General features: G+C 46.3%; 16 protein-coding genes. 3 read left to right on the top strand and 13 right to left on the bottom strand.

Translation table 11 applies throughout. The features are described 5' to 3' along the window. Window positions 1-121: 121 nt before the first annotated feature. From G563_RS0108240 to G563_RS0108230, 3 genes are all read left to right on the top strand, one after another. Window positions 122-2,059 (top strand): hypothetical protein, encoded by a 1,938-nt coding sequence (locus G563_RS0108240; protein ID WP_028664908.1) that lies wholly within the window; start codon window positions 122-124, stop codon window positions 2,057-2,059. A 149-nt stretch (window positions 2,060-2,208) separates the two neighbouring features. Continuing rightward, window positions 2,209-5,448 (top strand): hypothetical protein, encoded by a 3,240-nt coding sequence (locus G563_RS0108235; protein WP_028664907.1) that lies wholly within the window; start codon window positions 2,209-2,211, stop codon window positions 5,446-5,448. A 10-nt stretch (window positions 5,449-5,458) separates the two neighbouring features. Next, on the top strand, window positions 5,459-7,633 hold the full coding sequence (locus G563_RS0108230; RefSeq protein WP_157585170.1) for a fibronectin type III domain-containing protein: 2,175 nt from the start codon (window positions 5,459-5,461) through the stop codon (window positions 7,631-7,633). 54 nt (window positions 7,634-7,687) lie between these two features. Here the strand turns inward: G563_RS0108230 and G563_RS0108225 are convergent, their stop codons facing one another. From G563_RS0108225 to G563_RS0108165, 13 genes are all read right to left on the bottom strand, one after another. Beyond that, window positions 7,688-7,894 (bottom strand): hypothetical protein, encoded by a 207-nt coding sequence (locus G563_RS0108225; RefSeq protein WP_028664905.1) that lies wholly within the window; start codon window positions 7,892-7,894, stop codon window positions 7,688-7,690. 55 nt (window positions 7,895-7,949) lie between these two features. Then, window positions 7,950-8,159, bottom strand: a complete 210-nt coding sequence (locus tag G563_RS0108220; protein WP_028664904.1) for a hypothetical protein — start codon at window positions 8,157-8,159, stop codon at window positions 7,950-7,952. Between the two features lie 79 nt (window positions 8,160-8,238). Further along, window positions 8,239-8,736, bottom strand: coding sequence for a hypothetical protein (locus G563_RS0108215; protein ID WP_028664903.1), 498 nt, complete (start codon window positions 8,734-8,736; stop codon window positions 8,239-8,241). Further along, complete coding sequence (locus G563_RS0108210; RefSeq protein ID WP_157585168.1) at window positions 8,733-9,041, bottom strand: hypothetical protein; 309 nt, start codon at window positions 9,039-9,041, stop codon at window positions 8,733-8,735. Before G563_RS0108210 ends, G563_RS0108215 begins: the two co-directional genes overlap by 4 nt. Before the next feature lie 126 nt (window positions 9,042-9,167). Beyond that, entirely contained in the window at window positions 9,168-9,398 is a 231-nt protein-coding gene (locus G563_RS0108205) for a hypothetical protein (protein ID WP_028664901.1), read from the bottom strand. 12 nt (window positions 9,399-9,410) lie between these two features. After that, window positions 9,411-10,187 carry a DNA adenine methylase gene (locus G563_RS0108200; protein ID WP_028664900.1) on the bottom strand — a complete coding sequence of 259 codons (777 nt, stop codon included), beginning with the start codon at window positions 10,185-10,187 and terminating at the stop codon, window positions 9,411-9,413. Window positions 10,188-10,191: 4 nt separating this feature from the next. After that, window positions 10,192-10,584 carry a hypothetical protein gene (locus G563_RS0108195; RefSeq protein ID WP_028664899.1) on the bottom strand — a complete coding sequence of 131 codons (393 nt, stop codon included), beginning with the start codon at window positions 10,582-10,584 and terminating at the stop codon, window positions 10,192-10,194. Beyond that, a complete protein-coding gene (locus G563_RS0108190; protein WP_028664898.1) occupies window positions 10,547-10,912 on the bottom strand; it encodes a hypothetical protein in 366 nt (121 codons plus the stop codon). Before G563_RS0108190 ends, G563_RS0108195 begins: the two co-directional genes overlap by 38 nt. A gap of 12 nt (window positions 10,913-10,924) precedes the next feature. Continuing rightward, the gene (locus tag G563_RS0108185) at window positions 10,925-11,416 is read right to left on the bottom strand and encodes a hypothetical protein (RefSeq protein WP_157585165.1); all 492 of its coding nucleotides are present in this window, start codon (window positions 11,414-11,416) and stop codon (window positions 10,925-10,927) included. Further along, window positions 11,383-11,853, bottom strand: a complete 471-nt coding sequence (locus G563_RS0108180) for a hypothetical protein (RefSeq protein WP_028664896.1) — start codon at window positions 11,851-11,853, stop codon at window positions 11,383-11,385. Before G563_RS0108180 ends, G563_RS0108185 begins: the two co-directional genes overlap by 34 nt. A 250-nt stretch (window positions 11,854-12,103) precedes the next feature. Further along, window positions 12,104-12,793 (bottom strand): hypothetical protein, encoded by a 690-nt coding sequence (locus G563_RS0108175; RefSeq protein ID WP_028664895.1) that lies wholly within the window; start codon window positions 12,791-12,793, stop codon window positions 12,104-12,106. A 72-nt stretch (window positions 12,794-12,865) separates the two neighbouring features. Then, window positions 12,866-13,081: a hypothetical protein gene (locus tag G563_RS0108170; RefSeq protein WP_028664894.1), complete on the bottom strand. Its 216-nt coding sequence runs from the start codon at window positions 13,079-13,081 to the stop codon at window positions 12,866-12,868. Beyond that, a complete protein-coding gene (locus G563_RS0108165) occupies window positions 13,078-13,389 on the bottom strand; it encodes a hypothetical protein (RefSeq protein ID WP_028664893.1) in 312 nt (103 codons plus the stop codon). Before G563_RS0108165 ends, G563_RS0108170 begins: the two co-directional genes overlap by 4 nt. Window positions 13,390-13,391: the final 2 nt, after the last annotated feature.

Raw genomic sequence — 13,391 nt, 5'->3', positions numbered from 1 at the left:
AAAAACTTAGAAAGTCAGTAGAAAAGAAAGCATAACGCCGTATATATGAAACGCTATTTTACGCACTCTCACTTAAAGTATCCATTTACCTAAACAACCAATTACCTTAAACCCTCTATCCATGCGTCTGAGTATTTACACATTTATTTTTAGTAGTATTTCCCTCGCCAGCCTTGCCCAGCGAGAAGCAGCCCAATACAGTCCCCGCGTCACGGGTCGAGATTCTATATTGCTTTTTCACGCTGAGACCGATGCCAACGCCAAAACGGAGATTCTCAAAACCAAAGGCCACGTACCCTACCTCGCTACCGATGCCCAAGGAGGGATGCGGATTGGGGTTTTCAAACAATACGTGGGTTATTTTGAGCCAGGGGTCGAGACCAAAGGGCTGCCCAAAGGCTTAAACGCCCTGCCCGGTCACGATGAAATCACTTACCACCCCACCACGGGCTTTAAAACTACCTCCAGCGTGATGTTCAACCTCAATAGCGGCCTGAACCTCTCGTTGCCCTACCGCTTGCTGGATGTCACTAGCCTCGCGGGAGGGGTTTCCACGGCTGGCAATCGCATCCTGAGCGATGCCTCCACCGCCGTCGATTACAATGCCTACCTGCGGCCCCACGCCACCACTTTGGGATTTCGAGGCCACCGCTTCCAGCAAAGTGATTTGTCGCTAGATAATCGCCGTCAGTGGGCATTCCTCAACCTCACCGATGGCTACTACGCCCCTTATGCAGGGGAGCAAGTATATGCCCAGCCTCGTTCCAAAGAACTCATCAAGTTGGCGGATAGCGGCTTGCCCCTCAATCGTATTGGAGATCCTATCATCAATGCAGCGGCGGGAACTTACACCGTTTTGCGCTGGAGCGGTACCCCCGCTTTTGTCACCGTAGATGCCACTGGCAAAGTGATACGCACGGTCGAACTTCCCGAGATTGCTAATAAATTCATTTTGGCTACTACTTCCGCCCTGTCCTACGCCAAGGGGTGGACGAGTAGCGATAGTGCGGGGGTGGCCATCGCCAACGATTATGTGTTTGGCTTGCCCGTAGGTGAAAAAGGCTACAAAGATGCCAACTTCCTGCTGGTCAGAATAGCCAACGACGGTCAGCTGATTTTTAAACACGCTTTTCATTTAGAGCATGAGTATGCTCCTGCGGGTCGGCTCACGATTTCGTCCAACGAGCAAGAGAGCATTGTGCGTATCATGCTCGGCAAAGGTCTCTTCAAATACACCATTGCCAACGTCAAAATCAACGCCACGGGCATTGTCTACACGCGCTACTGGACCCGTGATGAAGACACCAAAAAGCCGGTAGTCTTTGGTTTTAGTGGAATGCTGGGCAATGATGATTGCGAGCAAGATTGGTATTTGTTTTCGCTGCCCAACCAAGAAAACATCATCGTAGGGGAGACCACCCTAAGTGGCGAATGGAAGTCTTATACGGCCATGCACCTACTAGCCGACGGCAGCGTCAAAAAAGTGTATCGCACGCGGCATTTTGCGGGGGCAGCCGTTACCAAGCACCTACCCAAATGTGTCCCCTTGCCCAATGGTCGCGTGGCGATTGTCATCAATGAACCTACGCCAACCCCCACGGCGGGTTTACGGCCTTTTCAAGTACTTGATTACGAACTAGCGGGAGAGTTTCCTAGCACCACCAAAGGGCTATGGAAAGCGGGAGAAAGCAATGTGTTGTTCAATACTGTCACCGACGGGGAGCGTCAGGAAAAGAAATTAGCAAAAATTGCCAATGCGTTGGTGTCGGGAGAAATCCCCAAAGACCGTCGGACGCCCGAGGGTAACCTGCCCAACCTCGCCCCAGCGGTGTATGTGATAGATGTACAAAAAGAGCAGTTACAGCCTTACAATTTGATGTATTTGGGGGCTTATAGTATTCCTCAGCGGCCGTCGTTGTTTGTGAATGTAGCTTCGGGAGAGTTTTTGTACGTGGGTCGCACGCTCCCCGAAGGTCGCCCTCAATCGTTGACGGTGGCACCGGGCCAAACACGCACAGGACGAGGGATTTATTTGAAAGCCGTAAGAGGAGTATTGTAGCTCTCTAAAAACCTAGAAAGTCCATTAATCGCAGTCACCGAGACTTTCCAAGTTTGGTTGATTTCAACTTGGAAAGTCCATTAAACGCAGTCACCGAGACTTTCCAAGTTTTAGAAAGTCAGTAGAAAAGAAAGCATAACGCCGTATTTATGAAACGCTATTTTACGCACCTGCTCCTGTTTTGGGGGCTATGGGTGGGCAGGCTGAGCTTTGCCCATACCACGCCAAACGACCACCCAACCCCTGCCACACTTCCAGCGGCAGTAGCGGTGGCTTTGCCCAAAATGCTGCCCGCAGCCGCCTCTCCCCACTGGCCTGCGGTGCTGGCCGTAGCCCCCGCTACCGATGCCCAGATGGTCACCGTCAGCGATAGCAGCTCGGCGGAGCGGCAAAAAGCCCGTTCTATCTTTGGGGTTTTGGATGCCGCCGATCAGTACCGCGATAGCGTTTCTTACGATGACCTCGTGCGGCTGCCCGTGGGTATCCGCAAAAAAGTCGGCAACAACACCATCGAGCTAGCCATTGCCAAGGGCATCTTCTACCCCGACAAAGCCGAACTCACTGTTTATGTCCGCATGACCATGCCCGTCTCCGACCCCAACTCCAGTGTCAAAGAGCGGCAGTTGTTTTTTGGGGCCGACAAAGTCGGTATTACCCGCATGGGCGGACTCACGGGCGATTTTCGGGCGGTTTTGTTGGGCGATTTTATCCTACCCCTCAAAAACTTCACCATCATCCTCAAAGGGGGGCAGGGACTATCCCCCAAGGGTCTCGTCACCGACCCCCTCACCTATGCCGAGTTTAGTTGCGGTTCGGGTTTTAAACAAGCCCGTTTGGTAGCTGATGTAGTCTTCCCCCGCGAAGTGCTCACCCCCCTCAATGACACTACTTTCGTGCCATTGGATGCCAACAGCCGCGTCAAAGGCACTTTTGATTTTTTCTCCACCAAAGGGTTGCACGATGTGTTGATTCAAATGAACTTCAATACCCCCTTTGCCGTCACGGGCTACGACCGCTTTGCTTTTATCGTCAATCAGGTAGCACTGGATTTGAGTACGGTCAACAACCCCACCGCTATCACCTTTCCCGAAGGCTATCCCACCCAAGCCCAAGATGCCACTTGGCAAGGAGTTTATATCCAGCAGTTTAGTTTGATTCTCCCACCCGAATTCAAAAAGAAAAGCACGGGAGAGCGCGTGGGTCTGACCGCGCATCACGTACTCATCGACCAGTTGGGTTTTACGGGAACCGTAGCCGCCGGCACCATCAATCAGCCCGTACTGGCCCTAGACGAAGGCGATGCTTCGGGTTGGAAGTTTGCCGTTGATAATTTTTCATTGAGTTTTCTGGCCAACAAACTCCGTGGGGGTAGCTTTGCGGGGCGTATTTCGCTACCCATCAGCGACGAAGCAACAGGGGCTTTGGCCTACCAAGCCGCCATTGACCAAGGAGGCAAATACCGCTTGACGGTCTCCAACCTCAAAGCCCTTAATTTTAACTTCTTACGCGCCAAAGCGACCATTTATAAGGGGTCGGAAGTGACCCTGGCGGTGGTCAACAACCAATTCAAACCCAAAGCCATCCTGCACGGACAGCTTGGCATTTATGCCAATTTGGGAGATAGCCACAGCACCGCCATTGATACGACCAAAAACAACACCATGACTTTTCGGGGGATTCGCTTTGAAAACCTGGTGCTACAAACCGAATCTCCCCGGCTCTCGTTTGGGATGCTAGCCTATGAGCGAGCAGGTAACAAAGTCGCCAACTTTCCCATTGTCCTAGAATCCTTGGGGGTGACCAATATCCCTGACGGCGACGGCAACAGCATTGGCGTCGGCATTGGTATCAGTGTCAACCTCATGAAAAGCAACGGTGGCAAAGGCTTCAGCGGCGGAGCCTTCCTGACCTTTGAGGCCAAAGAAGAAGACGGAACTTGGAAATTTGTGGGCATTCGTCGCCCGATAGATATTGTACTCGATGCCGAAGTATCGGCCTTTAACCTGGCAGGAAGGATTCGGCTTTATGAAAATGAAGTAGAAAAAGGCTTTGAGGGTGCGATCAAGCTCAACATCAAGAAACCCAAAGATATATTGCTGTGTGCCCGCGCTAAATTCGGTTACAACTTTGCCGATGAGGAGCGTTACTGGTACGTTGATGCCTTGGTCTCAGGTTTGGATATCCCCGTTGCAGGGCCTCTGACCTTGGACGGTTTTGCGGGAGGGCTTTACAGCAAATTTAGACCCATTGGCACCGGTGGCACCGCCGCTACCTCCCGCGATTGCGACGGCCCTAATACCGGTATTCCCTATATGTATGACAAAACGGTGGGCTTAGGCTTTAGAGCTGCGGTATTGGTCAAACTTAAAAACTCTGAAAATGCCTTTCGGGGAAGATTGGGTTTTGAGATTGTACTCAACCGTAACTACGGCATCAGTAGCGTAGGCTTTTTTGGACAGGGTGAGTTGATGGTCAAAGGCTACGATGCCTCCACTCAAGATAGTAAAGTATCGGGGGCTTATAAAAATGTAGCACGCAACAGCGGCGACTCTACCTCTGCTCCGCGTACTCAAGCCTCTATCCAAAAAATGGCCTCCTCGGTCGACGATGTAGCGATTTCGAGTCCACCCTCGGGCAACATCGCTTTTTGGGTAGGAATGCTCTGGGATTTGGACCGTGATATGCTACACGGCGAAGCCGAAGCCTACGTCAACATTGGTACCATGCTAAGAGGGGTAGGGCCTTATGGACGCTTAGGAAGAGTCGAGCTTCACTTTGACCCTCAAAAATGGTACATCCACGTCGGAAAACCCACGGATAGGCTGGGGGTTATTGCCAAGTTTGGTCCCGTTTCTGCCCGTACGACCATGTACATGATGGTAGGGCATGGTATCCCTGCGCGTTTGCCATCACCCCCCCCTCAAGTGACCCGATTGATCAATGTGCCCTCACAAAGCACCGTTCGGTCGAGCAATGATACCCAAGACATCAATGATGGCAAGGGATTTGCTATGGGTATTGATATCAATGTTGGTACGGGGCCTACCCAAGAAGGGATGTTTTACGGAGCCTTCAACGTGGGGGCGGGCGTAGATTTGTTGATGCGCAAATACAGTGCTTTTTCTTGTGGTACGGAGGCGGGTTCTAATGGATTCTATGCCCAAGGACAATTCTATGCGTATTTACAGGGAGAAGTAGGCATTAGAGTCAAGAAGAGAACTTTCACGATTTTGAGTGGAAGTTTGGCCGGACTTATGCAAGGAGCATTGCCCAACCCCGCTTGGGCGAGGGGCTATGCCGCAGGACAGTTTCGGGTTTTAGGCGGATTGGTAAAAGGTAAATTCAATTTCAAAGTTCAACTCGGTGATGAGTGTAGAGGACTTTACTAAAAATAAAGATATGAAAATGAGTTATTTTAGGGCGTTTTTATGGCAAGTGGTCATGGGCTGTTTGTTGAGCTTTACGCTACAAGCCCAGACTAAAACGGTTTCGGGAACAGGGAGAGGATTACAGGGTAGGATAAACAACAACTATGTGATAGGATTGCGGTGGATGCCGGTGGGAGATACGACTACAGCCAACAGCTCAGCCACTAATTATTATTTGAATGCTTGGATGCGCTACCGCGCCAATGGTTATACCATTGAGCGGCGACGTAAAAATTCAACCACCATTGAGCGAACCGTAACCATTCTCCCTGATTCGGCAGCTTTGAGTGCTCTTGCATTAAGTTCTACTTCTAGCATTGAATCGGAAGCCAGTGATTTGTTGTACGGAGCCTTGTATGAACCGATTGAATTGGATTCAGGGCAAGTCAACGGACAAGCCATCCGTATTGAGCAAGGTACCACTGCCGATGAGCAATACCAACGCTACACCCTCACCGCTCTAGGGGCTGAAATGAGCTTCCGAGCGGCTCAATTGGCTGGATTGGGCTGGATAGATTCCACTGTTTCTTTTGGGATTCATTATGAATATCGAATTAGAGAAGCAGGTATCTCAGAGGCTGATACCGCAGTCCGTTCGTTCGTAATATCCGCCCAAGCTGTTCCACCGACATTGGTTCTTGTATACCCTCCCAGAGCAAAAGGAGGGAACAAAGAAGCAATGGTAGAATGGCGTTGGAGAGACTCAAATAACGCTACGATTAGTAACTACTATAAAGCATTTTCAAGTTATTTTGTGGAGAAAGCGCCCCTTGTTTCTCCTATCGTTTATACTCGCGTCAATACCAAACCTTTATTCCCTTTTAGTGACCTGACAGATACGCTTTCCTATCGGATTCCTTTAGATACAAATGGCGTAAATTACTATGTAAAAATAGTAGGCCGTACTCCCTTTGATGAAGAAATCAATTCTGCGCCAACGTCAGTAAAAGGAGTAGAGCCGATTCCTTATTACAGCATCCGTTTTGATAGTACACACCGCTCGGCCAACAATCAAGTTTATTTACATTGGGTATTTCCTGCCGATACAGTGGATGCCCAAGCCCAATCCAAAATTCGCGGGTTTATTCTGCGACAGTCTTCGGATTTTCAAACTTTCCAGTCTGTTACTTCTGGTGCTTTTTTATCGGCTAGTACCCGTCAATTTACCCTTAATAATGTCACACAATCGCGCTATTATATGATATCGGCTGTTACGGTCAATAGGGATACCATCCATTCGGTTCCGGTATTTGTAGATTTACCTGACGATACCCCTCCAGCCAAGCCACGGGGATTATTAGCTACTTGGCAAGACAGTACAAAAACCATTAAGGTTACTTGGTCGCCTAACACCGAAACCGATTTGTTAGGATACAAGCTGCTTCATGCCAGCTTACCCAACGAAGAACCCAGCGTCTTGGCAGATTCCATTACGACTACGACCTACATAGACACACTCATTAAAATGGATAACCGCAAAGCTTACTACTATCTAGTAGCTTACGACAAACGCTACAATCATTCTGAAATTTCGGATCGTATTGAATTGAAAAAACCAGATAAAATTGCTCCTGCTCGCCCTGTCTTTAGTAATTATGGCCTAACCGCCTCGGGCAGTGTGTCGTTAAGTTGGGTCAATAGTGCTAGTATAGATGTGGCCTCTTACCGCCTTACCCGCAAACCCAAAGGGAACACGGGGGTAGGCAGTATCATCAAATCATGGACAGTAGCCCAAGCTGCCGAAACCTATATGGATAGTTCCACGCAAGTGACTAGTTATACCTATTACATACAAGCCATTGATTCTACCAACAACATGAGTGCAGATAGCATTGATGTGGAAGTACTGACGGTGATGAAATCTAAGCCTTCGTTAGATTCGTTGGTAGGCGTAGCCGATACGCTTTTCAAACAAGTAGCTTTGCGTTGGGTATATGATGCAACAGGCGTGGTAGAGTTTCAGCTGCTCAAAGCCGAAGGAACTAGTGAACAACTTAGTTCATGGAAAATTGTTGACTCCTTTGCCCGCACGATTTTCGATGACAAGGTAGCTCTAGGTAAAACGTATCGTTATGCCATTCGAGCCGTATTTTCAGACGGAACCATGTCTAACTGGAAAGAAATCACGGTGGCTATCAATCCATGATTGAGGTATAAAATGGGAGTGTAAGTTTTTTGGAAAGGTTGACCATAATCTTCTTTATTCACCTCTTAACTCACGTTGAAATTTCAAGGAGTCTTCGCCCCACTTGATTTTACCGAAGAACTTATCTACGTCGAATTTTTTAGTAGGCTTTTTGAGTTTACCTAAAGCCTCTTCTATCTGCTTTTTGGTGGCGTTAGGTTTGATGATAACAGTCATGGTGGTAAGTATTTTTATTTCACTCACCAAAATTACAAATTTCATTTGACAATTCTCCTTTTCTCCCTTCAGTACGTTTATGAAGGGAGAAAAGGATATGTTACTTATTGTCGTACCAAATGGACTGAATAGCCTCAAATTTGGCTTGGGCTTGGACTATTTCTATGGTTACTTCTAGGAGTTGGTCGGCAAAATCGGGAAGGCATTCGGCTAACCCTATTGCTTTTTTTTTCAAGATTTGAATGACTTCTAGTTGGTCGGTGTAGGCTTTTCGATAAGCCTCTCTGGTCAAGGTTATTTTATCAGGCATGGCAGGAGTTGTTTTAGGGCTATCACTAAGAGTAATAGGAAAGCCAATATGCCCACTACCGAAAATAAGGTATTGGTTTTCATAGGAATTTATTGATTAATAGATGGGAGTCATTCGATTCTGGTTGATGAGGTGGAAATATGAGTTCTTGTTGAATAGGTTTATGGGGGCTTACCTCAACAACCTGTTTGTTGCCAAGCTCTTTTTTGTAGAAAGACACCGTTCCATAACGGGTCTCAGTCCATGAGGTATCGTTAAGAATACTTTCCACAAAAGCAGGACTAGCCTTCATCTTCCACTCTTCTTTTTTGTTTCTTTTGTGAATCTTACCTTGTTCGTTGTGTATTTCTAAGTAGCATCGCCACGTATATTTTACATCAAAAACAGGGATATTTGCCCTTACGACAAGGTAGAGTTTATGTTTGCTAGGTCGATTTTTGAAAATCTTTTGCAGGTATTGGATGTCTCTTTCGGTAATAGTCGCTCGCATATTAATCCATTCATCAAGTTCTTTTCGTTCCTGCATTTGGTGGTCAAAGTCCTCGCTATGTTGTTTTTTAGATATGTATTCTCTCATTTCATTAAGATTTTAAAGGCTTTTTTGACTAGATTGAGATTTTCTTCGAGTTGTTGGTATTTCTTCTCAAAATCTTCTCTCCATTTGTAGTAGTCATTAGATTGTTTTTCGGCCTTTGTTTGAAGGGCTTGATACGCTTTTTTGGTACGGTCGTAGTCTTTGATGATGTATTCGATAACACTCTGACCAGTCTTAATGCCTTCTTTTTCCATGACTTCGTTCATGATGTTGACGAGGTCAGGTTTTTCGTTCATATCACGGAGTGTGATGGTCTTGAAGTCCTTTTTTTCTGAATTTGCTATCATTTTTTTAGATTGGTTTGGCTGATGCGGCACGGAGCTGAGCTGCATCAGCGATTAGTGCATTTATTTTGCTATCAAAATGGACGCTGCGGCGCTGTCCAGGCTTGGAGCTGGATAGGCATTTTGCTATCAAAATTTTATAGGAGTTTGATAAGCTTTTCGATCAAATGTTTGACTAAATGCTTCTCTTTCAAGTATACTTGAACAGCCATTGAATTCCATTGCTACATCTCGACAAGCATCCCAAAACGCTGCAATCCAAGCATCTAAATCTTCTACCTCAATCCAATCTTCGTCACCGAAAAATTTAACACTGTTCATTGTCTCATCAACTAGAACATATTCAGATATTAGTCTCATTTTTGTATGATTTTATAGGAGTTTGATAAGCTTTTCGATGATGGCTTGTCGCTGATGCTTGTGCATCTGAGCAAAGTTCTTGGCCCAATTCTTTTGTTGTTTTTTGAGCGTTTCGCGTTCTCGGTAGTCCTTGCCGATGTAGTAGGTGTCTTGCAGTTTTTGGGGAGGCTCGTAATTCATGTACATATGCTCGGTGCGAACTTGACCACTTCTTGTAACTGAACTGTAGATAGTTTTCCTCCAATCCGTTAGCTTCTCCTCATACAGGGCGTTTGGGTAGGTGGTGATGCCTATTTGTGCATTTTCAAACTGCAACAACTCCGTAAGAAGTAGCTCATGTTGACCATCGGTAAGTTCGTGCTTATAGCGATTGTTAGAAGAACGGGTTGAAAGAGGGTAAGGAGGGTCACAAAAGATGAAAGTATGCTCGCGGTCAATGGCTTCTTTTCGGATATATTCAAGAATCTCAAAGGCTGATGCCCAAACTATCCAAGTACCTTGTTCTTCGGTAGGCAAAATATAAAGCTGCAAATCAGTGAGACTATAAACCTTGTTAAGCTCAAGGTTTTGGGCTAATCGTTTGGCCTGTTTTTGGTTTTTTTCAATCAAAAAACACCTCTCAGGCTTTTGGGTCAGTTTGCGGTAAATAGAGGCATTTCCCGCAAAAATCTCCCAATAGTCGTGGCATTGCGGGATTTCGTTGATGATAGCCTGATAAACCCCGTCTTGCCCTTTGCCTCCAAAGTAGCTTTTGTCTGAAGCACCGCTTTTTATGGTGGTAGAAAACATTTGATTAGGGTTTGTTTTTAACGATGACCATGTTCATGAAGTAGAATTTGAGGTTTTCGACGCTTCCCAAGTGCCTAAACTCAAACTGTAGTTGTCGTTGGTATTCTTCGAGCTTCATTCCCCTATCAATGCGTGATACAAAGCTGCTGATGCGTGAAAAAGGATAGACGCTGATTGCTTCACAAATGGCATATAGGAAGGTTTTCCCTTTGACCTGAATCTCGTAAGTTTCCCCCACTTGGTAAAGGTCAGATTCAGGCAAAAGCACCTGAAAACTATGGGTAGCGGCCAATTTGTTGTTGTAGTTTTCGCCAAGATTGATTTTGGGAAAAGTCAAAGGTGGCTTGTAACCTTGTTGCTCAAAAAGGTTGATGTGATGGTTCCATTGGTTGTTCATTTCGGTAAGGGAGATTGAATTGTACAAAAACAGAATCAGGGATAGCATGAAGTAGCGTTTGAGGGTCGTAGTAGAGCGGATTTCCATTGATGTCTTTGGCGAAGACGTCTATACGGGCAGGGCTGACGTAGGGTACAGCCTTCACAAAGAAGAGCTTGATTTGGGCGTTTTCGGCAGTGATAACGGCTTTTACCTCCGTCGAATCTTCGGAACGTTCGACGGCCAAAACTTGACCAATCGGAATGACAGGAGGAGACATATGTAAAGAACCAAGGATGATGATTCCAATTACCAAAAAGTAGAGAAAAATGAGTTGGATTCGTTTCATGTAGATAGTTGTTTAGTGTTCAAAATACCAGAGATAATCTTCTTCATTGTCGGGGGTAGATTCGCGTTTCATATCTCCCAAAAAGAGGTTGAAATTCTTGGCCAAGTGCGTTTGGATATTGCCTTTGAGGATGTTCAATTCTTTGTTGTTGGAAGCCTCACACAGCTCAAAAAGGATGATAGCGACCTCAACGGAAATCCTGACTTTCAACCCTCTTTCGTTAGGACCTTGATAGTGCCACAACTGCCCCGATTTTTTCCACTTTTCGATGTCCTTTAGCAGGGTTTTGATATGGGCGATGCGAAGGATATTTTCGGGAGTACGGTTGAGGGGTTCGAGCCTGTCAAAATCGTGGCAGGGAGGGTAGATTTTGGCCATGAGCGTCCATTCTATCCAATCCACTTCGGCGGCTTGAATGTAGATTTCGGCCTTATCCGCTAAATTTTTGAAGTAGAAATAAGCGTGCATGGCTATCGACGGGCTTGTTGGATGTAGTACTGCCATGATTCCATGATTTTGGTCACAAAATCAATCCCTTCTTGGGTAGGGATGATGTCTCGGTTGACATGAGGCTCACATTGCCCATTCGTGAAGATGTTGAGTTTGCAAAGCATGGCATTGGGGTGACTTTCGGGAATCGTCCCTCCTTTGTTGTCGTTGAAATAGATTTGTATGGAGGTCATTTGATTGTCACCATAGCGTGATTTTAGCTTGTTTTCGATGAATCTGACCGACCTATTGAGTTCGAGCATTAGCCTTTCATCTTCGTTGAGAAGGGCGTCGTATTCGCGGTCTATTTTCTTTTTGAGGTAATACTTTAGGTTCTTTTTACCTTGATGATTGACGGGGTTTTGGTGGTAAATGGTGATAGCCAAGAGGCTATTTGCTTCATCAAATGGGCTTTCGGATTTAGTAGCAGGCTTGAATACGGTAGTGTTCATGATTGGCTTGATTTAATGTGTTGATAGTCAGTATGTTAAGATATTTGTCAAGAAAAATCGGGCCGCGCCCCCCCTTACCCCAAGTTCAGAATCTGAACGGGTCGTCACTTTTCGGTACATTTTATCGGAACAGGGAGGATTTTTTGGGATAAAAGGTCGAAGACCTTACTAAAAGTCCTTTTAGAAGTTCAGACGAGTACAGATAGGTACGGATTCAGTACTTGTGTCTGTACTTATAGTCAAAAATTAGCTATTCCCTTTTTAAAAAATGGGCAAACGAGCTTTCAAAAATCGAAGCGATGGCCGACGGCGTTTCGGAGCGTTTTTGGGTTTGTTTTTCGACCTGAGCTTTGGCGGCCATGATAGAAGCCCCTACTACACGGTGTTTTTGGTTGGTTTGTTGGGTTTTGTAGCGTGATTCTTCGGCGGATAGTTCGCCGACCTTGACGGCTTCGTTGTGCCTCTCATCCTCAAATTGAAGCACCAGTGGGTTAACTTTGAGGATGATACAGGGGGTGTTTTGGTCGTGCAGTCCCAATCCACCACGGTACTTTTCGGTCAAAAATGGCTTGTACATCCCCAAGAGCTTATTGATGTGATTTTTGATAGTAGCAATGCAACAACTATCGTTGAGGGCTTTCCTAAGATAGCTGTGGGTGATTCGGATTTCGTAGGCACGGGCGGTAGGTTTTCCCCAATTTTTGATGTAGTGCATGAGCAGTTGCCAAGCGGTGTTCTGAACGCTTTGGTGCATACGTGGATAGGTATCCTTGTTTTCTTGGCATAGTTTTCTGATTTGCTCGTTGGAATGGAAAAACTCGGCTAGTTTAGCTTTGGTCTTGGCCATTGAAAAAGCAGGTTTTCGAGGAAAGAAAGAAGCGGGTGCGGCGTGACGTTGGTACTGAGACCAAATCCCTGCGGTAACGGTATTTTTAAGCATTTTTTTAGGGGTGAAAGTTTGTAAAAATGACTGAAAATGAGTACTTTTATGTATTGAAATCGGGCATAAACTTTAGTTTATTCTTTCTTCTAAAAAATCCCTTATAGCCTTGAAGTGCTGTAAGGCCAATCCCTTTTTTGTTTTACCAAACCTGAGAAGGCAAGCCCAGTTGGGATAGGATGCGCCTATCGACACAGCTTTCTCATAAACTTCTACCCGTTGGTACTGCTTTTCGATTTTCTGACAGAGTTGTTCAGCCCATTCGCGGCTTTCGGTGGTAGTCTTCATTGTTGTCTCAAACGGTTGGTTTGGCATTTGGTGGGGCCGTGTCCATTGTAGGCATAGAGGTTGGGAAAGGTTCGGTCGCATCCCTTGCAATGGATACCTTCAGTGTTAGAAGGAGCATTTTGGCTTTTCTGCGTGAAATACCATTCAATCCAGTCGAGGGGGGCTACGGAGGCTTGGTTGGCAAAATTGGGGATACGAAGCAGGGCAGTTCGTTGGGCATGGGCATTGCCTCGTGCGGCCAATCCTTCTTCTACTATACTAGCTAGGTTTTGTAAGGCTTGTTCTCGTTCTTTGGTAGCAAGTGTCATGG

The organism is Runella zeae DSM 19591, assembly GCF_000423565.1.
In the GTDB taxonomy this organism is placed as follows: domain Bacteria; phylum Bacteroidota; class Bacteroidia; order Cytophagales; family Spirosomataceae; genus Runella; species Runella zeae.
Note: the sequence above shows the minus strand (reverse complement) of the source record. Positions and strands in the feature narration are given on the sequence as shown.

Bases quoted from the DNA above. Each gene is read 5' to 3' on its own strand.
- G563_RS0108205 (WP_028664901.1), bottom strand. From the start codon at position 9,398: ATGAGACTAATATCTGAATATGTTCTAGTTGATGAGACAATGAACAGT.
- G563_RS0108215 (WP_028664903.1), bottom strand. From the start codon at position 8,736: ATGAGAGAATACATATCTAAAAAACAACATAGCGAGGACTTTGACCAC.
- G563_RS0108175 (WP_028664895.1), bottom strand. From the start codon at position 12,793: ATGCTTAAAAATACCGTTACCGCAGGGATTTGGTCTCAGTACCAACGT.
- G563_RS0108190 (WP_028664898.1), bottom strand. From the start codon at position 10,912: ATGAAACGAATCCAACTCATTTTTCTCTACTTTTTGGTAATTGGAATC.
- G563_RS0108170 (WP_028664894.1), bottom strand. From the start codon at position 13,081: ATGAAGACTACCACCGAAAGCCGCGAATGGGCTGAACAACTCTGTCAG.
- G563_RS0108240 (WP_028664908.1), top strand. From the start codon at position 122: ATGCGTCTGAGTATTTACACATTTATTTTTAGTAGTATTTCCCTCGCC.
- G563_RS0108225 (WP_028664905.1), bottom strand. From the start codon at position 7,894: ATGAAATTTGTAATTTTGGTGAGTGAAATAAAAATACTTACCACCATG.
- G563_RS0108220 (WP_028664904.1), bottom strand. From the start codon at position 8,159: ATGCCTGATAAAATAACCTTGACCAGAGAGGCTTATCGAAAAGCCTAC.
- G563_RS0108230 (WP_157585170.1), top strand. From the start codon at position 5,459: ATGAAAATGAGTTATTTTAGGGCGTTTTTATGGCAAGTGGTCATGGGC.
- G563_RS0108200 (WP_028664900.1), bottom strand. From the start codon at position 10,187: ATGTTTTCTACCACCATAAAAAGCGGTGCTTCAGACAAAAGCTACTTT.
- G563_RS0108195 (WP_028664899.1), bottom strand. From the start codon at position 10,584: ATGAACAACCAATGGAACCATCACATCAACCTTTTTGAGCAACAAGGT.
- G563_RS0108185 (WP_157585165.1), bottom strand. From the start codon at position 11,416: ATGGCAGTACTACATCCAACAAGCCCGTCGATAGCCATGCACGCTTAT.
- G563_RS0108235 (WP_028664907.1), top strand. From the start codon at position 2,209: ATGAAACGCTATTTTACGCACCTGCTCCTGTTTTGGGGGCTATGGGTG.
- G563_RS0108165 (WP_028664893.1), bottom strand. From the start codon at position 13,389: ATGACACTTGCTACCAAAGAACGAGAACAAGCCTTACAAAACCTAGCT.
- G563_RS0108210 (WP_157585168.1), bottom strand. From the start codon at position 9,041: ATGATAGCAAATTCAGAAAAAAAGGACTTCAAGACCATCACACTCCGT.
- G563_RS0108180 (WP_028664896.1), bottom strand. From the start codon at position 11,853: ATGAACACTACCGTATTCAAGCCTGCTACTAAATCCGAAAGCCCATTT.